Origin of the sequence: Kordiimonas sp. (genome assembly GCF_048260245.1) — a bacterium.
Classification (GTDB): Bacteria; Pseudomonadota; Alphaproteobacteria; order Sphingomonadales; family Kordiimonadaceae; genus Kordiimonas.
On sequence record NZ_JBLXGZ010000022.1, the window covers coordinates 22,154 to 46,265 of the forward strand.

The following is a 24,112-nucleotide window of genomic DNA, read 5'->3' on the forward strand; positions in this document are numbered from 1 at the left end:
AAGCGGAGCCCCCATGCCCGGTGGCTCCGCCTCACCCCTGTGGCACAAGGCCGATACTAGAGGCGTCCCTGGGGAGAGAGTTGATCCAGCAACAGGGATTTTTCAAACACCGGCTTGCCGTCCACGTCGCGTGCCTGCAGCACGATATGCGGGTTGGGTACACGCCAGTCTATTTCAATAATGCCAAAGTTGGCTTTGGTGAACATGCAACCGGGCAAGCGGTATGCGTTCGGGCTCATGTTATACCATGTCTCGGTCAGGCCGCTTGAGGTGAAGTCATACAAGGGGTAGGGCACATGCATGTCATCCTGCCGTGATATTTCCGCCCAGTGGGTGTCTCCGCTGATAAACAGCACGCCGTTTGCTTTCGTGTCGCTGATCAGGTTAATCATGCGCTGGCGCTCATTCGGGAACAGGCTCCAGGCTTCCCAGCCGGGGAAGGTGGAGATGAACTGCAGGCTTGAGCCGATGATACGCAGCCTTGCAGGCTTTTTCAGTTCACCCTCAAGCCAGGCCCATTGTTTTTCCCCCAGCATGGTAGCACCTGCGCGGGTTGTTGGCAGGTAGGGGCCAAACGCCATCTGGTCCCGACGCTTGAATTCTTCTTTCGTGACGTGGGTCAACTCTGTCCGGTTCCAGCGCAGGTCCAAAAGGATCACCTGCACTCGCTGGTCTTCGGGGCCATACATGTGGGAGGTATAGATGCCGTCGTTATCGCGGCGGCGCAGGCTGTCTGCGGGTTCGTTCCAGAAGTCCAGAAACAACTCCCTTGAGCGCTCCTTTTCCGGGTATTCTTTGCCTGCATCGTTTTCGCCATAGTCATGGTCGTCCCATGTAGCGATGAGCGGGGTCTTCGCCTTGAGGGTTTTAAACCCGTCAATCTCGCCAAACTTTTTATATTTGTCGGCCAGCACTGCCATATCGCGGGTGTCGCCGTATATATTGTCGCCGAGAAAGATAAAAAGATCGGGGTCAAGTGCATTGATCGGTGCCCAGATGGGCTGGGGTTTATCCTGATTGGCACACGAGCCAAACAGTATGCGGGATACACCCTTTTCAGTGATCTCTGCGTCCGGCGTTGCTGCCTGAGCAAAACCAAGCGGCGCCATGGCGGCGGCGCCTGCTGCTGCACTCATTAGTTTAAGGCTGGTTCGCCGTGTGATCATAAAATCCTCCCGGTTTTGGATGAAGTGGGCGCCCCGGCCTTAAGGCCAGGGCGCCCCCAAGTCGCTGGATGTTAGAACTTGAGCGTGAGGTTGGCGATAACCTGACGGTCGGAACCGATGAAGTAGGAACCCGGCGTGCCGCCACCGAGATAGTTCTTGTCGGTCAGGTTTGATACATTCAGGCTGATATCAATGGTCTGGATGCCAGGAATGACATTCTCGTCCACGGTATAGCCGATCCATGCATCAACAAGGGTGAAGGACGGCAGTTCCTGCGTGTTGGCGAAATCGCCGTAACGCTCGCCCACATGCTTGGCGGAAACACCCGCGCGCACACCTTCGTTGTAGTAGCTCAGTGTACCGACAAGCTGGAACTCGGGCGCGAGCGCGACCTTGTTGCCTTCTATGACCTCCGCTGTCGTTTCGGTGTATTCAGAGTCGTTGAGCGTCAACGAGCTATAGATGTTCCAGTGTTCGGCAAAGTCAGCGGAAATGCTTGCCTCGACGCCCTTGGATTCGATACCGCCCACGTTCAGGTAGGTGCCTTCACCTTCTTCAAGATAGTCAATGCCGCCAACCGGGTCACCGGCCGACACAAAGGTGATGCGGTTGTTGAACTTTGTATAGTAACCGGTAACCGTCGCGCGCAGCCAGTTGTTGCTGAAACGCACACCGAAGTCATAGTTGTCGGCTGTTTCGCCTTCGAGTTGTGGCACGTCAGGGTTGGTTTCGCTGGCGCGGCCTTCAATGACACCGTCTTTGATCGCCGCAAAGTTCTGCGAGAAGCCGGCAAAAAGCTCAAGATCGTCGGTGACATTATAGATAGCACCGGCGCTGAAGAGAATATCGGAATCGGATTCAAGGCCCAATTCCGGTTCTGCGCCGAAGTTGTCTGTGCGTGTGAGGTCGACGAAGAATTTTTTAACTCCACCACGCAATGACAGGTCACCCAGATCAATGGTGTCTTCTGCATAGACCATCAGGGTGTCTGTTTCAAATGAGCGGTCATACTGGCGCCAGTAGGCGATATCGTCATACTCGATGCCCACTGTGGGATCAATGATGCGGTGCCAGTCGCGCCACTCGTCACGGTCGGACTTCTCAACCCAGATACCGGCGCGGATCGTGTTGATGTCGCCGAGGCGGTATGCGGCATCCGCGGTCGCGCCATAGCGTTTTTTACCGTAGTGGGTGTGACGGTAGGAGCTGTTCGGCCGTGCACCGGCTTCATAACAGGCCGGGTTGTTGGCAGGGGCCCCGCCGCCATAAGGAAAGCTAAGTGTTGCAGTGCAGCCGTCGATTGGCGCAAGCGGGGTACCGTTGCTGTCGGTATAAATATAGGAGCCAACAGCCGAGCCACCATAGATGGTCCCGTTTGCCTGTTCTTCACCGCCACCAACCGCAATCATGTAAGGCGGGGCCCAGTCACCGCGGCCTGCATTCTCGTGATAGTAGGGTGATACGCTGAAATCGAAGTTTTCGCCTTTGTATTCGGCTTTCACATAGGCAAACCAGTTTTCGCGCAGGGTGCCCCATGCCGGACGGTAGACCTGATCAATATAAGGCACGCCGGTAACCGTGTCGGTCAGGCGGTCCCAATCAGGGTCTTCCTCAAACTGGGCGAGGGAAATACGCTGGAAATTGTTCTCGTGTGTGTCGTCCCATGACAGGCGGCCGGTGAAGGTCCAATCGTCCTGCTCGGAGACAATCTTCGCGGCGAAGTGGTCGCGCGTGGAGCCACCCGCGTTACCAATCCAGGCGTCGGTCGACTGGTTGGAATAGCTGAGGTAAGCCGTTGTGCCCGGCGCAATTTCGCCTGTGTCATAGCGGAAAAAATAACGTTGGGTATTGTTTTCCCCAATGCTGAGGCTGGCCCAGAAACGTTGCTCTTCAGACGGGGCACTGGATACAAAGTTGATCGTGCCGCCCAGTGCTTCATGGGATGGTGATGCGATATCGGCAGTACCTTGTGACACTTCAGCGCGCGAGAGGTTTTCGCTGTCGATATAGCGGTTGGCCTTGGCACCGCCGCCATAGTTGGAGTTGCCGTTTGGCAAGCCGTCGATGGTCATGCCAACCTGTTGTTCCGAAAGGCTTACGGTGAAACCCCGGATTGACAGCGTCGTTGACCAGTCATCGGAACCCAGTGCGCCGCCTTCGGCGACAAAGATACCCGGCAGGTTGTCAATCACGGAAAGAACGCTCGCAGCATCCGGCTGCTGATCGAGCATGGTGCTATCGGTGGCGTTGTTTGCGAAAGTGGTTTTCTGTGCGGAAACAATGATTTCCTCGAAATCTACTGCGTCCGTATCGGCTGATGTGGAGGCATCCTGTGCCTGTGCTGCGGTGGAGAGGACCAGAATACTACAGGCCCCCAGCAGCATTTTTTTTGTCATATGAAATGTCATAATTCTCCGCCCTGTTTAATGGTATGTATTAATATTAACTTTTATTGAACAATCATTCAATAAAAGTTGGCAGAGGCTTTAATGCCCTGAAATCATTACGGTTTGGTGACGGAATTATGAGCGATTAGCAAAACTTTGGTGGCTATGCTAAACTTCTGTACGCGTTGATGAATTAGACGCAGGCGCGTTTTGCAGCGCGAAAATTCTGTGCAGCAACTGTGCAACAAAACCCGCATTTTGCGACAAATCTGTGCAAAGTCTGTGCAATGAAAGCAGACTCAGCTGCACACTTGGCCGCAAGCTCCGCGCGCGGGTGTTACAGGCGATGTACTGCGACGAACCGATCAATCGCAGTTTCGATCTGATGGAGAATACCTTCAAGGTTGGCGGCCTCGCCACTCACAGTGGTCCGCAGCCAGAACCCGTCAATGAGGGAGGCAATCATCTCAGCGCCTTCTGGCACGGTGTTCTCTTGCACCAAGTGTCGGAACTCATGGCGCAGGTTGGAAAGCAGGCGTCTGTTATAAATGTTCTGCAGTCTTTTGAGCTGTGGCGAGAAGGGCACCTGCGCCCAGAAGGAAAGCCAGGCGCGCACGATCCCCGGCGCATACTGCTCATTCGCAAAATTGGTGGTGATGATGACCGACAACCGTTGCCGTGGCGTCGTGGCGCTTTTGAGTTGTTGGGTAAACGCGTGATGCAGGTCAAAAAGAAGATAAGCCATGGACGCTTCAAGCAGACTTTGCTTTCCGCCGAAGTAATGAGAGATGATACCCACCGAAAGCTTGGCTTCCTTGGCTATCCTGCTGACGGTCGTTTCAGAATAACCTACCCTCGCGATGGTGCGAATGGTTGCGTCGATCAGTTGTTGCCGTCTGATCGGCTGCATTCCCACTTTTGGCATTACGTTTACCTAACCACTATTGATACTGTTGATTATGAGTGCTGCCACAGTGGGCTGCGATGGTCAATTATGTCTATCAGTACTTACTCGGCTTTAAGGCTAAGCCGGGCAATCTGCGGGCACAATGTCGTTGCCTGAAAGGGCTACGCAGCGTTATATGGTGCCGCGAATGGCCTTGACGGCGTACGGAGCAGATAATGGCGGTCAAACTCTATCTTCACATCGGGCATCTCTATGGAAGCAGCGGCCACATCGAGGCGTTGTTATGCGCCAACCGGGATGTTTTAAAGGCGCGCGGTTATGGTGTGTGCGATAGCCAGCTTCTGCTTAGCGGCAAGCCGGGGAGCTCTGCATTTTTTTCGCCGTATCTTGACAGCGACCCTTCGTCGCCGTCACTTTCAGCCGTTTTTCGAAACTTGCGCGCGTTAGCGGATGCGCAGGGTCTGCAGGCTGTAGTGTTGAGCGCGCCCAACCTTGCTGTACCGGGGGGCGCAAAGTTCGTGGCGGCATTGCGCGATTATTTCGACTGTAAGCTGCTTTATTATTTCAAGCGGCAGGACGACCTTGTGGTCGACTGGTGGATGCAGGGGGATTTTAAAACCGGAGAGGGCCTGAATGCCTATATCAACCGGCTTGTTACGACCCATCCGCGCTGCCATTATCGGAACGCGCTTGAGGAGTATCTTGACCTCTTTGGTCATGACAGAATGCGTGTTCAGTTTTTGTGGCACAAGGTCCTGAAAGGGAAAACCCTGGCGCAAGATTTCTGGCATGCGCTGGGTCTTGATGCGGAAGGTTTTATCGATGCGCCGGAACCCGCGCCACTGGTAAGCAGTTATCTTGGTGCTGCGCTGAAGGAAAGCCCGTATCTGTTTGAGGGCAGCGATGATGAAGAACTGATTGATTTCATCCGGTCCTACGTAGAAGGCGATCCGGTCCACAAGGTCAACCCACTGGATGTGGAGCCTCGGCGCGCAATAATGCAACACTTCCAGCCGGAAAACCGCTGGCTCAAGGAAACCTTCTTCGCCGATGTTAAAATGCCCGGATGGAACGCAGTGACGGACACAGACGACAGACTCTATGATGTTTCGCCGGCCGGAATGACCGAAATCATCAATATCCAGCTGGCGATGCTGAAGGAACTGCAGCAAGATGTGTCACGGATCAAAAAGAGAATGGGCCTCAAATAGAAGCCCATATTGTGGTTCCCTGCTCGGCAGATATTAACGGCTGCCTGCCTGCCGAATCATCACACTCTGGCCGGGCATCAGACGCTCCGCCCCGCGGATGACCACTTTATCGCCAACCTCGACCCCGCCTTTGAGCGATACCCAAAGCCCGATGGCCGCGTCAATTTCTACCGTGATCTGCTCTGCCTTATTGTCCGGTGTAACCTTGTAGAGATAGCGCGAACCGCTTTTCAGCACGATGGCGTCGCGCGGTACGGCCACGGCTTCGGTTGCGGTACCCTTGGGCAAGCTTACCTTTACCGGTGTGCCGATCATCCATATATCGGCCTTTGCCGTCAGGCGTACTTCCACCATTCGGGAGACCATGTCGCCCACCGGCACAACCGTGCGGATCGGCAGCATGCGGCTGGTAAGACCATCATGCACCGTGACGATATCGCCAGCCTTCAGGTGTGGGGTGATGGTGATCGGGGCAGGGATGACAACCTCGACATTTTCGGTATCAACAAGCCTGAGCAGCGGGTCGCTTATGTTCATATATTCGCCGATATTGGCAAGGCGCTGTACGACGTGTCCGGGAAAGGGCGCCTTGATCTCGGCGCGGGCGAGGTCGCCTGTTGCTTTGTCTGCAGACGCCCGCGCATCTGCGATTTCCTCGCGCAGCATGGCATGTTGGGCTGTGACTTCCTGAAGCCGGGCTTTCGACGCATTGTCGCTTTTTGCCAGTTCCTCATAGCGCTTCACATCCTGTTCGCGAAACGCCAGGTTGGCTTTCAGCCGTTTGAGGTTGGCTTCCGCCCGGCGGGCGGCAACGGTTAGCAGGCGGTCGTCAATGCGGGCGATTACATCGCCTTTTTTAACCTGCGTGCCGACCTGAGCGATCCATGAAAGCGGGCCTTCAACCTCAGCCGCAATGCGGCTGTCATTCAGGCTGATAACGGTGCCTGACACCAGCATCTCGGGTGCCATCATACGCTTTTCAGCCACTGCAACCTCAACCTGGGCTGGCGGCATTTCCTGCATGCCCTGGGCGTTGGCGCCAAGGGATGCCGTGAGGGCAAACAGCACACCCATGCCTATTGCCTTTGCGGAAGAACGTGAAATTGTCATAGCCATCGTAAATTCTTTTCTTTCATTCATATCGGCAATCATATCGGTCACACGGTGCCATGTTTATTTGCCGCTTCGGCGTGCCGGTCAGTTATGCTGTCGTCGCCGTCAATGTCGGCGCCCTCAGCCGTTGCTGTCTTGCCGGGTGTCAACTGCAAAAGACTTGGCAGCAGTACGAGGGTAAAGAGCGTTGAGACACTCATGCCGCCGACAATAGCCGCGGCCATGCCACGGTAAATTTCGCTGCCCGAGCCGGGGAACAGCAACAGGGGTGCCATGCCAAAGAGGCTGGTCAGCGTGCTCATGAAAATGGGCCTAAGTCTGAGGCGTAGCGCCTGACGCACGGCATCCACGCGGCTGAATCCCCGGCTCTCGGCGCGTCTGGTCTGTTCCACCAGCAGAATGGCGTTATTGACCACAAGGCCCAGAAGGATGATGAACCCGATCATGCCCAGAAGGTCAAGCGGCTGAAAATTGATCAGGTTCATCAGGTTGATCGCCAGCACACCGCCCACGCAGGCCAAAGGAATGGCGATAATCACCAGAAGCGCGTCCTTGAGCGATTTGAACAAACCCGCCATGATCAGGATCAACAGGCCAAGCGCCATCAGGAAGTTCCCGCTTAAGGTGCCGATGGCACGTTCAAGGTCTTCCGCGCTGCCTGCATAGGTGATGGTGCTGCCGGGCGGTAACATGGCCTGAAGCTGTGGTTCAACGTCGGTCCTGAGGGTCGTGATCAACTCCTCAAGTGACATGCCTTCGGGCGGGTTGACAGACAGACTATATGCCCGCGCACGGTCGAACCGCGCGATAGTGTTAGGGCCGAGTGTGATTGAGATGGTGGCCAATTCACCCAGGGGCACAAGCCCGCCTTTGGGTGTCATGACCGGCAGGTCGGCCATTTCTTCCGGGGTTTGGAAGCGTTCGGACTTGAGGTAAATATCCAGCCGGGAGGTGCCGTCAAAATATTCGCCCAGCCACGCACCTTGCCCCAACTCCAGCACCACGGATGTCAGGTCGCTGCGCGTCCAGCCCACTTCTGCCAGTCGTTCGTCATTGGGCTCAAACCGAAGTTCCGTGGCTTCGGCGAAGGGGTCGGGCATCGGGTTGGCTGTTGCACCGGGGATGGAACCCATGACAATACCCATGCCCGCCATCGCGGCATTCTTGACCGCGTTCAGGTCGGTGGACATCATGCGCATTTCAACGCTGTTGGTGTCGTCAAAGCCGCCAAACAGGCTGCGGCGCATGGTGAACCCGAACATGTCGGGAATGCCGGAGATGATCTCGGTCTGTACGATGTTTTGCAGCGCGTTAAGGTCCGTACCGTCCTCACCGTTCAGCGCCAGCCAGCCGCCGGTCGCGCCGGGGAAAGACCAGAAAAAATAATCCCGCACCTTGGGGGATTTTTCACCCTTCAGGTAAGGCTGGATACGGGCATCGATCACCTGGGCGATTTCCTTGTCCGCGGTTTCCACATTGGTTCCGGGTGGGAAAAACAGGAAGCTGTCGACGGTGTCGCGTTTGACCGGCGGCAGATAGTTGCTTGGGGGCCAAAGTGTCACTGTCAGGCTTATCGAAACGATAATCAGGCTGGCAACCCACGCGAAGCGCTTGCCTTGTGTGTTGGTCATGGCCATCAACTTGTCGGTGATGCGGTCCCACACGGTGATGCCGGTTTCAGGCTCCGGCAGGTGACGCATCCAGAAACGTGCGGTGGTCGGCAGTATGGTAACGGCCACAAACAGCGATACACTGACGCCAATGGCAATGGTCATTGCGAGGTCGGCAAACATCTGCCCTTCAGCGTCCTTGAGGAACATGATGGGAATGAAAATGGCGACCGTCGTTGCGGTGGAGGCCAGCAAAGCGCCCCATACCTGTGAAGCCCCCTTCTCACTGGCTTCAAGCGGACGTTCGCCGCGTTCCCGCAAGCGCACGATATTTTCCAGCACCACAATGGCGGCGTCCAGCACCATGCCTGAGGCGAACGCCAGCCCCGCCAAGGATATGACATTGAGGGTGCGGCCGGTCAACTCAAGCACGAGGAAGGTGGTCAACAGCGAAACGGGGATCGCAAGTGCGATCAGCATGGTAGCACGCCACTGGCGCAGGAACAGCCACAGCACGACAACAGCCAGCATCATGCCAATGACAAGGTTGCCGCTCAGGAGGCTGATAGACCGGTTGATATAGAGGCTGGGGTCAAACGAATATTGCGCCTTAAGGCCGCGCTCGGCAAAGGGGCCGGCGTTCAATTCGTCCAGTTTCGTTTTTACCCCTTCAAGGGCCTGCAGCACGTTGGCGTCGTTGTTCTTGGAAATGCTCAGGCGGAAAGACGGGTTGCCGTTCTGGTAGATAAAACCGTCGGCGCGGCCGATGCCAATTTCCACCCGTGCCACATCACCAAGGCGTACGGGCAGCCCGTCCCGCCACTCCAGGATCAGGCCGGCCAGTTCATCGGCGTCATAGCGGCCTTCCAGGCGCACGGTATATTGTTTGCGGCCCACATCGACAAAGCCGCTGGATACATCGGCGGAGCGGCCAATGCGGGCGGGCACCTGTGCGATATCAATGCCCAGTTCTGCCGCGCGGTAGGGGTCGAAGATGATCTGAAGTTGTTCGCCGGTACCGCCGCTGCCGTCATCAAATTCAATGCGCGATACACCGTAAAGTGATTGCAGTTCCGGTACGATGGTGTCGCGAATATAACGTCTGTTTTTGGCAACCTGTTCTTCGCTCAGGTCTGCCATCTGGATGTAATAGTCAATGAGGGTGTCGTTGGCGTCACCCCATTCCCCCATCATGATCTGGGGTTTTTCGGCGCTCGCGGGCAGCGGGCGCAAACGATTGAGGCGGCTGATCACCTCAATCAGCGCGGTGGTCATATCGGTCTCAAGCGCAAACTCAAGCTGCATGAAACCAAAGTTCGCCATGTTCCACGATACCATCTCGGTCATGCCGGGGGTGCCAACCAGCACCTCTTCAACCGGCACGGCGATCTCTGATTCCATTTCGGCGGGGGAAGCACCGGGCCATGTGTTGACGACCGAGATGATCGGCTTCTGGATCTGCGGCAGAAGCTGCGCTGGCATGCTGCTGACCGACATAACGCCAAGCAGCATCAGAACCGCTGTCACGATTGCAACGGCGGCGGGGTTATTCAAGCTTTGGCGTGTCAGTTTCATGGTTGGTCCCTGTCGTGTATTTTTTTATTTTGAATGCTGAAAAGTTCTCTATTCGTTCTTTTCTGGCAAGTTGTTTTTCTCAACCAGCGCTTAAAAAGACAGACATTCCCAAACACTGTTTGAAAAATGTCACGCTTTTAGGTGTTTGGACAAGCGGTGTTGTTGCCAGGTGCGGTAGCAACAGACATTGACCCGGTGGGCTGTGCGTCCTAAGGCTATCGGGGGGCATGTTATTGCCAGGGGACCGAAAGTGACAGAGGACGACCCAATCGGGAGTGCGAGCAGCACGGAAACAATAGCCGCAGCGCTCTTGCATCAGTTGCGCACGCCGCTTTTAACCATCAAGACTTTGAGCGAGCTTATCCCGGACAGTGCGGAGCAAGGTGCCGCGCTCAGGGCCGATATCAACCGGCAGGTAGACAGGATCAATGCCGAGCTGGACGCCTTCTGGGCGCAACTTGCCGGTGATGCAGCACTGGAAGAAGCCGGCGCGCCGGCTTCGGTGGCGGGCACAACGGCTTCTTTCCGGATACTTTATGTCGACGACGACCAGATACACCGGGATATCGGCCTCAGGCTGCTGGAGAAACTGGGGCATGAGGTGGTTGTTTGTGCCGACGGTGTCAGCGCGCGTGACCTGTGCGAAAAGCAGGATTTTGATATCATCTTCCTGGACGAATATGCGCCGGTGATCCGTGGTACCGACCTTGCGCGCGGCTGGGCGGATGCCACCGGCGGGCATGCGCCGCCCTATATGGTGGGTATGTCCAACGACCCCCGGCTCGGACGTCTGAAGCAGGCGTGCCTTGATGCCGGAATGCAGGATTTTATGGCAAAGCCGGTGACGGCCGAGAAGCTGGCAAACGTGCTGGCGCTCGCTGAAACACGGTTGCAGGCCGGCGCTTAACTGGCAGATGCCCGGCGCGAATTAACACCCGCATCGCGGGGCTTCATGCGCTGGGCGGCTGGCAACATCAGGGTGAATTCCGTTCCGACACCGGGCTCGCTGGTGGCGCGGATGGTACCGTTATGACTTTCAATAATACGCTTGACCACGCCCGTGCCCACACCGGTGCCGCCGGATTTGCGGTTGCCGCTTTCACCGTTTTGCCACAGCGCAGCCAGCCTTTCGGCATCCATACCGACGCCATTGTCGCGGATGCGGCAGCCGATCTGATCCTGTGCCACGTCATGCCATGTCTCTATAGTGACGCTTGAGCGCGGCTTGTCGAGCGCCTGGAACGCGTTCGACAGCAGGTTCGACAGCATGATGCTGATTTCCTGCTCATAGCCATCCATGGGTGGCAGCGGGTTGAGGGTCGCCTTCACCAGACCCGCATGGGTCGGGAAGCTGGCGATCACGTCCTCAATGACCTCATTGGGGTTGAAGCGCGTCAGTATCTTCTGGTGCTGGCCCTTCAGCATCCGGGTCATGGTTGTCACGAGGGCGTGGCCTTTTTTTACCTGATCGAGGATTTTTTCCTCACGCTCTTCGGGGCTAAAGGCGTCACCCGCCAGCAACAGCGCCTCAATATTGGAGAAGGGCGTTTTGACATCATGGTTATATTCGTTGAGACGGGAGACCACGGTCAGTGTTTTCTCGGCATCATTCAGCCCCTTCTCCAGACGGGTCATGGAGACAAGGTGATCAAGGGTCGGGGCCACCTCCGTTGCGAACCAGGCCATGAGGCGAATATCGTCATAGCTGAATTGTTCGATTTTGCCGGGTTTACCAAGAATGATTAGTCCGATCTGTTCATCGCCGCGTTTAATCGGGACGCACGCGCTAATATGACGTTTGGCGAAGTCATCCTTCAGCGATGGCTTCGCTTCATCGTAAAAAAGCATATCTCTAAGATCGCTCAGTTTACTTAGAAAGGTGGCGTCTCCATCCGGGGTAGGAGACAAAACCGGGCCGCAGTCACTGAAGCGCAGGAACTGGTTTTTATCATCGCCTTCATCAAAAGACGAAGCTTTCAGTTCTATAGTATAACGCTCAACCTGAATGAGCTTGAGGAATACCTCGTCGGAGAGACTCTGGAAAGCCTTGGGGCTGGAACAGTTTTTCAGACCCCTCAAGACCCAATTGGTTACAAACTCATAGTGGTATGGCGGTTGAAGGACGTAACGCTCCCGCAAGTTGGTGATACGTGCAGCAAGCCAAGGGTAGCTCTCCAATGCAGCGAACAGCGTGAGAATTCGTATAATTGTCACCTCACTTGCGCTCAGGCCGGATTTGGCAATGCCTATTTCAAGTAGCGCAAATCCAGCTGCCAATACCATGAGCGCAATAGCCTTGGTGATCCCGCTTTGAATGGCGGCACCCAGCGTGATGACATGGTGTCGCAACAGGGCATAGGCAAGGATCGAAAGTCCCAGAATATTTCCAAGCATACCAAACAACTTGGAATGTTCGAAGCTGGTCACGCCGAGTGTTGTGCCAATGATAATGGCCGCCATCAACCAGCGGATACGCTGCTTCTCGCGGAAAATGGCGGAGCGCAAAGCGCGCAATGTCAGGGCAAGGCTGATCAGGCCGCCAATAACAAAGTTAACCTCATGGACGCGAGAGAGCGTATCAGCAGCGGTCGTGAACCCACCAGGGCCTGCGACCAGCGTGCTTTGGAAAACAGAAAGGTTACTTACATACAGCAGTGCGCTGGTAAGTGCCGAGCCACCGATGATCAATTGTAGCGGCAGGGTAATTTTTGTACGGGTTATCTGCGCGAAAAAAAGCATCATGCAGGGCGCTATAAAAAACATACCGAAGCGAAGCATGTGAAATACGGGAGCCAATTGTGCGACATCGTCGATGCTTGATGCGAGATAAAGATCAAGAGACCAGATACCAAAACATAACCATAAAAGAGAAAAGGTAAGCGCTGGCCGGCTTTTGCCAGACGTACGAAGGACATAAAATGCCACTGCCATGTCGATCAGAGCGACTATCAGATAGCCAGTCATTCGTAGATCCCTTTATCTCTAGCTGCGAATGCACAGTATACGTTTAATATATCACCAAAAGTTTAATACCCGATGTTTGTACATGTATCACGTGTTTTTTACACCCATGAGAGTGCAGGTCCGCTCGCGCGGGTTATATGGGGTCAGGGCCCCGCAGGGCCCTGACGAGATAAGTTAACACAGACCAAAGCGGCGCAACGTTTTATATTTGGGGTCTGATGCTACCAGCTTCCGGGCTCTGCCCAAGTCACAGGCCATCAGCACGACATCAAAATCCAACGCGAGCGAACGTTTCACACCTGAAATCGGTTCAAATTGCATCCCGCGGTAAAAGTCGATCTGTGAAGCACGGGGAGAGGTGACGATATAATCGGCACCGACTGCCAGCGCTTTATCGAATACATTCTTGAACAACTTGAACTTCAGGCGCAACGCTTTGTGCTGGAAGGTTGGGTGCACGACGAACTTATTGGATTCGACCACGCTTGCACCGGGCGCAATGTGGGCCTCCATTTCATCAGGAAAAAGTTCCTGTGCCGGAATGCCCAAATGGGGTTTTTCCGGGTGATAAACGCATGCGCGAATCGACCCTGCTGGCATGCCCTCAATATACTCAATGAAGGAATGACAATTAGGTGCCCCATCATAAGGGTCGGTAAAAGCGGCCTGCTCGTTGGCTGCAATGGAAGCTTTATCGAGATACGCAGTATAACGCAGTTCAAAGATTTCTTGCGCAGCGGATTTTGGTTGGTGTTCAGTCCTCATGGAAGTCTCCTGTTTCAGCTTTTGAAAAATGAACCGAAGGCGATTTCTCACCTGCAGGCTATTTTAAGCTGTAAGGAAACTCATGGTTACAGGAATGCTCTTAAAGGCCGTATTTTATGACAATTTTCGAAGGAACAGTGGAAAGATACAGGGAGTACTATCTTCCATTTACGGGAATTTCCCAACTGGGAAGGCGCAGGTGAACACGCTAAGTCCGAGTCGGTTGGACGCGCTTGTTTTGGCAAAAGGCAACTGAGCCCGTCACTTGAAGGGGTATTTTTTACATGACAGTTGCGCATCAAACCTGATGCAGGTGAATGCGCAACTGCGTTCTTTGGCTGACATGAGGGGAATATCAGCAAGCTACCCTCAGTGTTAATGGCATAGAGTGCTCAACCCCTATGTCGGTTCTGCCACTCTTCAACTTCTTTTTCAGCGGCCTCACGTGTTTTACCGTAGCGCTCCTGAATGAGACCCGCCAGCTTTGTGGCGTCGCCCTCAATTTGATCGATCTCGTCGTCTGTCAGCTTGCCCCATTGTTTCTGGGCGTCACCTTTCAACTGTTTCCATTTACCTTTTAAGATATCTTTGTTCATTAGCTGTCTCCCGATCTGAAGTTGCGCCCAGAGCGTATCGTGCTCCCTTGGGCATAAGGACAGAATGTGTTGCTCGGAATTAGTTTTAAATCTGATTGAAGGCATAAGATATAAAGGCGCCGTTAACTGGTGCGTGGTGGCAGCCGGGTTGACGTATCCTTTATGCAAATGCTGTTATTCCGATATCGATAGCTGACGTGGTCCCGGGCATTTTAGGTGGGCTTACGATCCCCATTTATTCAGCGATGTAATCAGGAGACACTTCATGTCCAAGACGGTATCAGCAACCTTTAAAACCGCAGTGGCCGTACGTCAGGCAATCCTCGAACTGGAGGCTGCCGGCTTTACGGAAAAACAGCTTAGTATAGTGGCTGCCGACAATTCTATCGGCCAGTCTTTTAATGTAGAACGCGAAAGTAAGGCCGCCGAAGGTGGTGCTATTGGCGGCGTTACAGGTGGCGTTATTGGTGCCATCGCCGCAGGGTTGGCAGCCGTCGGTTCCGTTGTGATACCTGGTGTCAACCTCGTGGTATATGGCACCTTGGTTGCCGCAGCGGCGGGTGCTGGCGTTGGAGCCGCGGCGGGCGGCCTCGCCGGTTCCCTCATTGGCCTTGGTATCCCGGAATTTGTTGCCAAACGCTATGAGGATGAAATTAAAGACGGTGCCATCCTGGTTGTGGTTGAGGCAGAGGACAGTGACGAAGCCAAGAAAGCCAAGGATATCTTTGAGCGCGGTGATGCCCACAATGTGTCGGGTTAATCGGTCTGCATTGGCAGGAAAGAGCCTATAGGCATCAAAACGCCCGCACCACCCTGTGCGGGCGTTTTATTATTATCGGTTCTAGCAGGAACCTCCAGTTGACAGTTTTTTGCCCGAAAGGCGGTCGTTCCGTTGAGTTCCTGGTGGTTCTCGGTCTGGCCGGCAAAGTCGATGACGCTGCCATGTATCTTGTTAATCGTGTCATCCGGCAGCATCATTGCTCTGAGCCTTTTACGCGCCGCTGTCATTGGCAATCAGGGCGATTGCCTTGTAAAATTGGCCAGCGGCAGGAACGTTGGCAGTCCTATCTCGGCTGAAACCTTGCCTATCGCAGGGAAGGTTTATGAACATGGTGGCCCTCTTCTTGCGCTGCGAGAGCTCTGGGGGCAGGGGGCGGGCCGGCGGCTCACCGCCGGACCCATGTTGCTTCTCAAGGGATATCTTGCGATCAGAAACTTGCGCTGAGACCCAGGCGTGCACGGGTATCGGCTGCACCGAACGCGTTGAGGCCAGCCCAGTCATTGCCGGTCAGGTTCTGCCCGGTAACCGAAATGGTCCAGGTGTCGTTCAGGGCATAAGCCACACGTGCATCAAGTGTCAGGTTGCCCGGAAGGTTGACGAGGTCGTCAACAGTCGCCACGTTGAAAGGTGCAGGCATCTGCGTGGTTTTGGAGCGGTAACGCGCCGCCATGAACGCTTCCCATGGACCTTCATGATACGACAGTGTAGCGTTGACCTTGTGGGCTGGTGTGCCGTCACCCATCGCAACCACGTCATTGAGACGGTCCGAGGCGAAATCCTCTTTCACGTCGGTATAGGTATAGTTCAGCATCCAGCCGAGAGCGGAAGAGAACTTACCATCAACCGAGGCCTCGACCGTATAGGACTTGAAGTCGCCAAGCGCGTTGTCGATGACCGTTGGGATCGGTGTTCCAACTGCGCTGCCGGTGTTTAAACCGTAAGCTTGGAACCTTTTGGTCTTGTTGGCGCTGAAGACAAGGCTTGCTTTCCCGCCGATAGACTCGACGCTTCGGTTGAATGCCAGTTCATAGGACGTATCCGACCCGGGGCTTGTTTCTTCATCTGGCCGGAAGCCGAGATAAATGGCGCCGATCGGAATGGCATACATGGCAAGAGAGCGGGCTGCCGGGATATGGATACCGCGCATCGCACTGAAACGGACGCGTGTTTTATCGTCGATTTCATAAGCCAATGAGGAGTTATAGCTCCATTCCGAGAACTTGTTAGCAAACGCGTCTGTGTCGAAATAGAAGACCGGGTCGTCGGCAGGTGTGTAGTCCATCGCCATCCGGTCGAACCTGACAGCATTGGTCGCTGTCAGCTTCTCTGTGATGGCCCATTCCCACATAGCGTTGGCGGAATAGACATCATAAGCCGTGATAGCGGAAACGCCGTTCAAAATTTCAAACTCGTTCCGGCGGTATTCGGCGCCTACGCGAACAGTGTTTTGAGCGTTCAGTTTCACCATATCCTCAAGTTTGGCGACAAGGACGGTGTCGTTCATGACGAAAGGCGCCCCGGCTGACAGATAGTCGTGGGTCAGGTCGTTATAATAGACCTGTGCCTTGACAAGGCCTATCGAACTGTCGATGGCCAGTATTCCGTTGATACCTTTCAGTTCGGTATCGGACTGAATGACACGTCCCAGGAACCCATGCTCAACCTGCTTGGAGCGGCTATAGGTATAATCAGCAGAAGCCCGTACATTGGAGGCGACCTGCCATGTGAGTTCACCAGAAGCATTGTAGCTTTTCGCGGGTTGGCCCGACAGCGTGAAGTTGGTTGCAGGCTGGCTTATTCTCGCCCATTCGTCTTCCTCGCGGTAACCTGCGGAAAGGCGCATCCCGACCTTGTCACCTAGCTTGGTGGCCAGGGCAAAGGAGCCAGCAATCTGGCCTTTGTTGCCGTAGTTGGCTGAAACAGTGGTTTTGGAGTGGGCGAGCGGATCAATCGTAATGATGTTTACCACACCGGAAACGGCATTAAAGCCGAACAGGGCACTGTTTGGGCCACGCACCACTTCTACCTGCTGAATTTCCGACAGCTCGACACCGATCAGAGTCCAGTCCGTGTAACCAAAGTGGTCAAGGTAGACCTGCCGTCCGTTTACAAGCACCAGCAGGCGCGGGCTAAGCGGGATATTGGCGCCGCGAATCGTTACATCGCTCTGGCCGGTTACATAGTTGTTTACGTCGATCCCGGCGTAATTTTGCAGCACTTCCGGCAAGGTAGTGGCACCAGAGCGGCGCAGTTCGTCGGCTGTGATGATAACCATGGAAGCCGGGGCTTCGGAGCTGCGCTGTGGTTTACCTGTGGCGCTGGTTGTTACCGGCTCGCCAAACAGTTCCTGCAGGTCGCCGTAGTTCACGGACTGGCCATAGGCGGTGCCGCCAAGGCTCATTGGCGCCATTACCGACGCGGTCAAAATCAGTTTTTTCATATTGAATAACTCCTGGGGAATAAATATTCGTGGGGGCTGAAGGCGTCTCAGCGCTCTTTCACCATCATGAGAAACGCGGCACCGAACTGCAGGTTCGCAGCGGCGGACGCAGCTTTGCTGACCACGATTGAAACTTTCGGCTTGGACTGGACGCCCACCACACAGCGGTCTGTTTCGACACAGCTCATGTCATTGGAGATTGTCAGTATGGCGTTGGTTGCTGCGGCAGACGCTACCGATGACATGCCGTCACCCACGCCGTGCGCCAGAAAAACAACCCGTGCGGTTGCCAACGCCGCTGTATCATTCAATGGCACCAGCTTTGGACGTAGTGTGCCGTGCTTGATTTTCATGCCATCGCCCAGCGCGGCGGCAATGGTGTCGGCATCAGCTTTTGACGCGGCATTTGATGGATCAAATACGATAGCTGTTGCTATATCACCGGTGAGTTCAGGCTGGACAAACGCTGCTGCTTTTGCGCCTACCTGCACGTCACGCTTGGTTGTTTCAGCTTGGGCGATACCCTGAAACCCAATCAGGATAGCTGCCAATCCGACAGTTTTTGCGGCAGGGCCCTTTAACATTTTTATCATTGGATACACCTATCTTTATAATCAATGTGTACCCCTCGAGCGCCCTCCTTCTAGCCACCTGATATATAAAAATTAGTTAACGGCATGAGAATAATGCCCAGCCTGCCAACAAGGTCCTATCCCCCCCCTTTTTTTTCTGAACGTCTGCTCATATCGGGCGTGACGCCTGCGAGCAACTCCTCCGGAAAAGGTAGGCGTCTAAATGCTTTGAGCCCTAATTGAATTTACGGTAGACAAGGTAGGGTAATAGAAAAGTATGGACCGACCATTTTACAGAGTGCAGGAGTTGACGTGAACCGAGATATTGCTATTAGTTGTGCTGTTACCGGATCTGGTGACTCTGTTTCGAAATCTCCCCATGTTCCGATCACACCAAAACAGATCGCAGACGCGTCGATAGAGGCGGCAAAAGCCGGTGCGGCGATAGCCCATATACATGTGCGCGACCCTGAAACCGGCGCTGCCAGTCGTGATCTTGAGCTGTACCGGGAAGTCGTCGACAGGATCCGGTCCGCTGACACAGATGTTGTCATCAACCTTACAACAGGCATGGGCGGGGATCTCTATCTGGGGCCTGATGAAGATCCTCTGGCCTTTACCTCCGACACCGACCTGGTTGGTCAAGCCACCAGACAGGAACATGTTGAGGAATTGCTGCCCGAGATATGTTCGTTGGATTGCGGCTCGTTCAATTATCCCGGCGGAGATTATGTGTATGTTTCCACGCCCAATATGTTGGAAACAGGCGCTGCCCGGCTGCAAAAAATCGGCGTGAAGCCTGAGCTTGAGGTTTTTGATCTTGGTCATATTGCCTTTGCTAAAAACTTGCTGAAAAAAGGATTACTGGACGCGCCGCCACTGTTTCAGATTTGTCTAGGGGTGAAATGGGCGGCAGAGGCAACACCAAAAGCATTTATGGCTATGTCCGATCATTTGCCGGAGAACTGTAACTGGTCAGCTTTTGCATTGGGTGCAATGGAAATGCCGATGGTAGCCCAGTCAGCATTGCTGGGGGGCAATGTGCGCGTGGGTCTTGAGGACAACCTCTATCTGGAGCGGGGGAAATTGGCAACCAATGCACAATTGGTAGAACGGGCGCGGAATATTTTGGAAAATATGGGCTGTGTCGTTCAGTCCCCGCAAGAAACCAGAAATGCATTTAGCCTGCGCGGGGCAGACAAAAAGTTTGAACTGAAAGCAACTGGCTAGGATTGGCGATGACATACCCGCTATACAGAACGATCGCCCATCCCCAGCAATGTGACGTGATGGGGCATCTCAATATTCGCGAATATATGGCGATGTTTGATGAAGCGTCCTATCAGCTATTGTTCGATATCTTCGGTTGGACGGGGGAAGACGCTTTGCTTAAAGGGGTCGGCTTCGCCGACGTCAAGCACGAGATTGAGTACAAGGCCGAGGTGTCGGCCGGTCAGCCGGTCGTCATTACCGGAAAACTGACGCGCATCGGCGGTAAGTCTTTGGCTCTCTCTTATGAGATGACCAATCAAGCCAGCGGTGAACTGGCGGCAACATTGGCTTGCGTTTGTGTGTTATTTGATACCAAAGAGCGTAAAGCCATGGCAATTGAAGGCGAGTACCGCGCCATGGCAGAAGCCTTTTTGGCAGGTGAGCAGGCCTGAGCTACTTTTGTTTTCAGCTCGCCGCTCGGTCACACTTCATATTCCGGCTCGGCTTCCCCGTAATTCCATCGGGTGAAACCGGCCGGGTCATGTTTGAAGTGACTGGCGATCAATCGATGGTAACAACAATATTCCCAATCACGGCGCCGCTTTCAACGGCCAGGTGCGCGCCTGCTGTATCCTCGATAGAAAATTCATTGGCGATCGCGTGGGTCACCTTGCCGCTTTCAAGCAGCTTGTTGATGCCTTCAACTGTTTTTTGTCGATCTGTTTCGCTGAGGAGATAGATCAGATACATGCGCAAGGTAACGCCCTTGAACATCATAGGGTAAAACGGCAAGGTTGGCGTTGGGTCATCCATGGAGCCATATGTCGCGATCACGCCGTTCGGTGCCAAAACCTCATTGGTGACATCCAAGTTGCCGCCAAACTCCACTTCAACTACGCGGTCGACGCCCTCACCACCTGTAAAGGTGCGAATAGCAGTAACCACATCGTCTTCTTTGTAGTTCACGATCAGGTCTGGGCCCGCGGTTTTGGCGTGGGCAGCCTTTTCAGGCCCGCTTACCGTGGTGATGACTTTTGCGCCGCCCAGTTTGGCAAACTGGATGGCGTAGTGGCCAACTGCACCGGCGCCACCAGTAACCAGAACAGTTTTTCCGGTGACATCGCCATCAGCGAAAACACCAAACCAGGCGGTGCTGGCCGGTATGCCGAGGCAGGCGCCTGCCTCGAAAGAGGTGTTGTCAGGAAGGATGGGCGCCTGCGCGGAAGGGACGACGATATATTCAGCACATGTGCCAAATGGTCTCGCCCAGGCCCCATTCCAAATCCACACCCGCTGACCAAGCCTGCCTGCATCAACATCTGGGCCTACCGCGTCTACGATCCCGGCTCCGTCTGAATGGGGAATGACCTTGGGGAACTGCAATTCACCGCGGGCGCCAGCCCGTGTTTTCACATCGGAAGGGTTCACGCCAGAAGCATGAAGGCGAACACGCACCTCTCCAGACTTTGGTTCGGGCAAAGGCTGATCACCAACTGTAACAACATCTCGCGCATCGCCCGTGCGCTCATACCATGCGGCTTTCACAGTTAAATTCCTTTCAGATTATGGAGCGACAGGCCCTCCGTGTGACCATCAAGCCCGATTGCCTGGCCAGATATGCGGCGTCCGGTTGGCCCCGTGAGAAATTGCACCATTGCGACAATGTCGTCTTTTGTTACAAACGTCTTCAGGGAACTTTGCGATTGATATTCGCGCCGGACATCCTCGATTGAGAGGTTTCTTGCTTCAGCATCCTTGGCGATCACCCGGTTGATGCGGTCACCCTCCACGCTGCCCGGGCAAATGGCGTTGACCCGAATATCGTCCTCGCCCAATTCCATTGCCATTGTTTTTGTCAGGCCAATAATACCCCATTTACTGACGGCGTAAGCACTTCGCATGGGGAAGCCAAAAAAGGCTGCGTTGGAGGCGATGTTGACAATGGAACCGCCACCCGCGTTTCTGACCATCGGAATGGCCAGGCGGGAGAAGTAAAAAAAGCTGTTCAGGTCAATATCAATGGTGTCGCGCCAGGCATCAATCGCGATGTCCTCAATTTTTGCGGTCGGGCCAGCGATGCCTGCGTTATTGATCAATATATCCAGCCTTCCCGTTTCCTTCTTTATCAGGTCGAAGAAGCTTTGAATGGCGTCAGTGTCCCGGACATCTGTTGTCATTGCGAAGGCTTTTGGGTTTTTGGCTTTGAAATCGGCAACAGCCGCAGTGTCAACATCGCACACGAAGACATTCATGCCATCGGCAATGAAGCTCTCTGCAATTGCCCGACCAATACCGCTGGCACCTGCACTGATTGCAACCGTTTTTGTCATTTGCAGTGGGTCTCTCGTTGCTCGCATGACATGGAAGGCCTGAAAATTCAGGTGAGAGGCGAGGTACCCCCCCACCGTCCCATGGCTATTTAATGCTAGTATTTGTATCCTAGGGAAATGAACAGTGTACGCGGCCGATTTGTTGTGATCCGCGAGTCAAAGTCTGTTGCATTTCGATATATCTGAGCGCGCGTGTCGGTTATATTTCGTGCCTCAAGTGTGACGGTCCACTGGTCTCTCTGGATGCCGGTCGACAGGTTCAAGATACCATAGCTATCCTGTTCTTGCCGGGAAGCGACAAACAAGTCGTTGTAAGACGTGTCCACGTAGCTGGCATCTGCTTGGGCAAAAAATAACCCTATGCCGGTATCCGTTTCATATCTCGCAGTCAAAGACCCTTTGAAACCGGGCGCAAACGGCAGGCCTGTTCCGGCTGGCGCATCTGCGGGTGTTCCGGCAGGCGCGGAAACATTCTGTGTGAAATCATCGGTTAGCTCGGCATCGAGAAATACAAATCCGCCGTTCAGGGAAAATTCTTCTGTGATATATGCCGAAAAGTCTACCTCAACGCCCATTGCCCGGGCATCCCCCGCATTGTTCGTGAGACCCAGGGGTGACTCGCTTGGATCAAATCGGGTAAGCTGAATATCTTGCCATTTCATATAAAAGGCGGCCCCGTTTAATCGGATACGGCCATCTAATAGGCTCGACTTCCAACCGATTTCGTAGTTGTCGACAGTGTCGGGCGCATAGGTGAGAGGGATATTGCTGGTCGCTGCCCTGTTGGCGCCGCCGGGCCTGAAGCCTTGTGAGAAGGTGGCGTACGTCAGGAAGTCGTCGTTGATGGTGTAGGTCAGGTTTGCCTTGAACAAACTTTGCGTATCTTTTGCAGACACATCGACAGCCGGACTGGCGGTAAATACCGTACCAACAAACCCGTTCAAAGACGTTTTAGTCTCGCTGTAGCGATAGCCAAATGTTGCCGTAAGAGAGTCGTTTATGTCGTATTCAATCTCGCCGAAGCCCGCTATTTGCTTGTCGACGCGGTTCTGGTCAGTAACAAAATAAGCATCCGAAGCGGTGCCGGGGGAGAAAGATATCGCAAAACCGGGTTGAATTTGAGGAATTCTATATTCAAAAATATAGTCAAGCTCCTGCCTGTCATAAAAGAAGCCAACGAGGAATCTGAGTCGTTGATCTTCATCCGATAACAGTCGAAATTCATGGGTTTGTCGTGTGAACTTGCTGTCATTCTCAAACTGGATCCGGGGATCATTACAGTTGAAAAACTCATACCCGTAGGAAACGTATGAGTAGGCATACTCGCATGTGTAATAGTCGATGAAGGCGGAGTATTCTGCATATTCAGAATAGTCATTAACATACTGGATGTCGCGGTCCAGGTATGACCCTGAATATACCAGGTTCAGATCGCCAACCTTGCCCTCAAGGGTCCCGCTGAATTGCATGAATTCGTCGCTGTAAGAGTCTTCAAAGAACCGCTCGACCTCCAAATCGCCAACATCATCGGGGTCGTGGTCAAACACGCCCTGTGTGCGCTGGTCCTGATACATGCCTCTGATGGTTGCCGTCCAGTTGTCGTTCAGGTCAATGCCAAGCGCCGCCCGTGCGCCGGTTTTCTTTTCGGTGTTAAAATCTTCTTCCGCAAACGCGGCATTATCGACCGTTATGCCACTTCGAGTGAAGGTCCGCGTGGCGGCGACATTGTCAATATATCCAGCATTTTCCACCTGCCACCCGACAACACGCAACGCGACGCTGTCGTTTAGTGGCACGTTCACAAACCCTTCAAGGCTATAGCCTTCACCACCATCTTTCACAGAATGACCGCTGACATCAAAACCAGCCGCAAACCCCGTAACATCTGGAGCATTTGTCACGATGCGCAGGGTGCCGGTTTCCGAACTTGCGCCAAAAAGGGTACTTTGAGGGCCGGACAGTGCTTCGATGCGCGCAACATCATAGACCTGGATATCAAGGTTGCTACCAATTGTGGTAACGGGTTGCTCATCAAGATAGATGGCAGCACTTGGCGCTGTGCCTGCCGGATTACCGTTTCCGCCATCGGACAAGCCGCGGAAAAACACCTCCGATTGGCCGGGGCCGAGTGCCAGGAAAGACACGCTGGGGAGGGCTGCAGCATAGTCTGCAAAGCTCTGGATGTTTCGCTGCTCCAGTGTCGATTGATTCAAGACACTAATGCTGACAGGAACTTCCTGTAAATTTTGGGATCGTTTTTGGGCTGTGACGACAATTTCTTCGAAAACAAAATCGCCTGCATTGCTGTCTTGCGCGTTCGCCATACCCGGCAGTATTGCCGAGGCACCTGTCAAGGTAGCCAACGATATGCCTGACCTCAGCGCGTTTTTGGTGTGTGCATAAGCTGTCATTTTGAGCGCCTTTATGGCGCTTTCCGAAAATTGTTTCACTGGTTTCCCCTCCCTGACCTATGACCCGTAACC

19 protein-coding genes are annotated in these 24,112 nt (G+C 54.2%); 5 read left to right on the forward strand and 14 right to left on the reverse strand.

Annotated features, from left to right (window positions below; translation table 11 throughout):
* Positions 1 to 56 precede the first annotated feature (56 nt).
* The 3 genes from ACN0VM_RS11840 to betI form a co-directional block, all read right to left on the reverse strand.
* Positions 57 to 1,166, reverse strand: coding sequence for an alkaline phosphatase D family protein (locus ACN0VM_RS11840; protein ID WP_417451094.1), 1,110 nt, complete (start codon positions 1,164 to 1,166; stop codon positions 57 to 59).
* 71 nt (positions 1,167 to 1,237) lie between these two features.
* Positions 1,238 to 3,562, reverse strand: a complete 2,325-nt coding sequence (locus tag ACN0VM_RS11845; protein ID WP_417451095.1) for a TonB-dependent receptor domain-containing protein — start codon at positions 3,560 to 3,562, stop codon at positions 1,238 to 1,240.
* Positions 3,563 to 3,890: 328 nt separating this feature from the next.
* On the reverse strand, positions 3,891 to 4,478 hold the full coding sequence (gene betI / locus ACN0VM_RS11850; RefSeq protein ID WP_417451096.1) for a choline-responsive transcriptional repressor BetI: 588 nt from the start codon (positions 4,476 to 4,478) through the stop codon (positions 3,891 to 3,893).
* 197 nt (positions 4,479 to 4,675) lie between these two features.
* Between betI and ACN0VM_RS11855 the strand changes: the two genes are divergently transcribed.
* On the forward strand, positions 4,676 to 5,671 hold the full coding sequence (locus tag ACN0VM_RS11855) for a hypothetical protein (RefSeq protein ID WP_417451097.1): 996 nt from the start codon (positions 4,676 to 4,678) through the stop codon (positions 5,669 to 5,671).
* Between the two features lie 33 nt (positions 5,672 to 5,704).
* Here the strand turns inward: ACN0VM_RS11855 and ACN0VM_RS11860 are convergent, their stop codons facing one another.
* Positions 5,705 to 6,787 (reverse strand): efflux RND transporter periplasmic adaptor subunit, encoded by a 1,083-nt coding sequence (locus tag ACN0VM_RS11860; protein WP_417451098.1) that lies wholly within the window; start codon positions 6,785 to 6,787, stop codon positions 5,705 to 5,707.
* 41 nt (positions 6,788 to 6,828) lie between these two features.
* The gene (locus tag ACN0VM_RS11865) at positions 6,829 to 9,969 is read right to left on the reverse strand and encodes an efflux RND transporter permease subunit (RefSeq protein WP_417451099.1); all 3,141 of its coding nucleotides are present in this window, start codon (positions 9,967 to 9,969) and stop codon (positions 6,829 to 6,831) included.
* A 250-nt stretch (positions 9,970 to 10,219) separates the two neighbouring features.
* Here ACN0VM_RS11865 and ACN0VM_RS11870 point away from each other — a divergent pair, with 250 nt between their 5' ends.
* Positions 10,220 to 10,876 (forward strand): response regulator, encoded by a 657-nt coding sequence (locus ACN0VM_RS11870; RefSeq protein WP_417451100.1) that lies wholly within the window; start codon positions 10,220 to 10,222, stop codon positions 10,874 to 10,876.
* On the opposite strand, the gene ACN0VM_RS11875 is transcribed toward ACN0VM_RS11870, so the two are convergent.
* The 3 genes from ACN0VM_RS11875 to ACN0VM_RS11885 form a co-directional block, all read right to left on the reverse strand.
* Positions 10,873 to 12,933 carry an ATP-binding protein gene (locus tag ACN0VM_RS11875; protein WP_417451101.1) on the reverse strand — a complete coding sequence of 687 codons (2,061 nt, stop codon included), beginning with the start codon at positions 12,931 to 12,933 and terminating at the stop codon, positions 10,873 to 10,875. The two genes, ACN0VM_RS11870 and ACN0VM_RS11875, sit on opposite strands and share 4 nt — an antisense overlap.
* Positions 12,934 to 13,107: 174 nt before the next feature.
* Positions 13,108 to 13,698 (reverse strand): N-acyl amino acid synthase FeeM domain-containing protein, encoded by a 591-nt coding sequence (locus ACN0VM_RS11880; RefSeq protein WP_417451102.1) that lies wholly within the window; start codon positions 13,696 to 13,698, stop codon positions 13,108 to 13,110.
* Between the two features lie 392 nt (positions 13,699 to 14,090).
* Positions 14,091 to 14,294: a CsbD family protein gene (locus tag ACN0VM_RS11885; RefSeq protein WP_417451103.1), complete on the reverse strand. Its 204-nt coding sequence runs from the start codon at positions 14,292 to 14,294 to the stop codon at positions 14,091 to 14,093.
* A gap of 265 nt (positions 14,295 to 14,559) precedes the next feature.
* On the opposite strand from ACN0VM_RS11885, the gene ACN0VM_RS11890 reads away from it, so the two are divergent.
* Entirely contained in the window at positions 14,560 to 15,054 is a 495-nt protein-coding gene (locus ACN0VM_RS11890; RefSeq protein WP_417451104.1) for a hypothetical protein, read from the forward strand.
* On the opposite strand, the gene ACN0VM_RS11895 is transcribed toward ACN0VM_RS11890, so the two are convergent.
* The 3 genes from ACN0VM_RS11895 to ACN0VM_RS11905 form a co-directional block, all read right to left on the reverse strand.
* Positions 15,051 to 15,272, reverse strand: coding sequence for a hypothetical protein (locus ACN0VM_RS11895; RefSeq protein ID WP_417451105.1), 222 nt, complete (start codon positions 15,270 to 15,272; stop codon positions 15,051 to 15,053). The two genes, ACN0VM_RS11890 and ACN0VM_RS11895, sit on opposite strands and share 4 nt — an antisense overlap.
* Positions 15,273 to 15,502: 230 nt before the next feature.
* Positions 15,503 to 17,515, reverse strand: a complete 2,013-nt coding sequence (locus ACN0VM_RS11900) for a TonB-dependent receptor plug domain-containing protein (protein ID WP_417451106.1) — start codon at positions 17,513 to 17,515, stop codon at positions 15,503 to 15,505.
* A 47-nt stretch (positions 17,516 to 17,562) separates the two neighbouring features.
* Positions 17,563 to 18,108 carry a hypothetical protein gene (locus ACN0VM_RS11905; protein WP_417451107.1) on the reverse strand — a complete coding sequence of 182 codons (546 nt, stop codon included), beginning with the start codon at positions 18,106 to 18,108 and terminating at the stop codon, positions 17,563 to 17,565.
* 291 nt (positions 18,109 to 18,399) lie between these two features.
* Here ACN0VM_RS11905 and ACN0VM_RS11910 point away from each other — a divergent pair, with 291 nt between their 5' ends.
* Together ACN0VM_RS11910 and ACN0VM_RS11915 are read left to right on the forward strand one after the other, a co-directional pair.
* On the forward strand, positions 18,400 to 19,317 hold the full coding sequence (locus ACN0VM_RS11910; protein ID WP_417451108.1) for a 3-keto-5-aminohexanoate cleavage protein: 918 nt from the start codon (positions 18,400 to 18,402) through the stop codon (positions 19,315 to 19,317).
* A gap of 8 nt (positions 19,318 to 19,325) precedes the next feature.
* Positions 19,326 to 19,751 carry an acyl-CoA thioesterase gene (locus ACN0VM_RS11915; protein ID WP_417451109.1) on the forward strand — a complete coding sequence of 142 codons (426 nt, stop codon included), beginning with the start codon at positions 19,326 to 19,328 and terminating at the stop codon, positions 19,749 to 19,751.
* 109 nt (positions 19,752 to 19,860) lie between these two features.
* Here the strand turns inward: ACN0VM_RS11915 and ACN0VM_RS11920 are convergent, their stop codons facing one another.
* The 3 genes from ACN0VM_RS11920 to ACN0VM_RS11930 form a co-directional block, all read right to left on the reverse strand.
* Positions 19,861 to 20,844 (reverse strand): NADPH:quinone reductase, encoded by a 984-nt coding sequence (locus ACN0VM_RS11920; protein ID WP_417451110.1) that lies wholly within the window; start codon positions 20,842 to 20,844, stop codon positions 19,861 to 19,863.
* A gap of 2 nt (positions 20,845 to 20,846) precedes the next feature.
* A complete protein-coding gene (locus tag ACN0VM_RS11925) occupies positions 20,847 to 21,629 on the reverse strand; it encodes an SDR family oxidoreductase (protein ID WP_417451111.1) in 783 nt (260 codons plus the stop codon).
* A gap of 95 nt (positions 21,630 to 21,724) precedes the next feature.
* Positions 21,725 to 24,079: a TonB-dependent receptor gene (locus ACN0VM_RS11930; RefSeq protein WP_417451112.1), complete on the reverse strand. Its 2,355-nt coding sequence runs from the start codon at positions 24,077 to 24,079 to the stop codon at positions 21,725 to 21,727.
* Positions 24,080 to 24,112 lie beyond the last annotated feature (33 nt).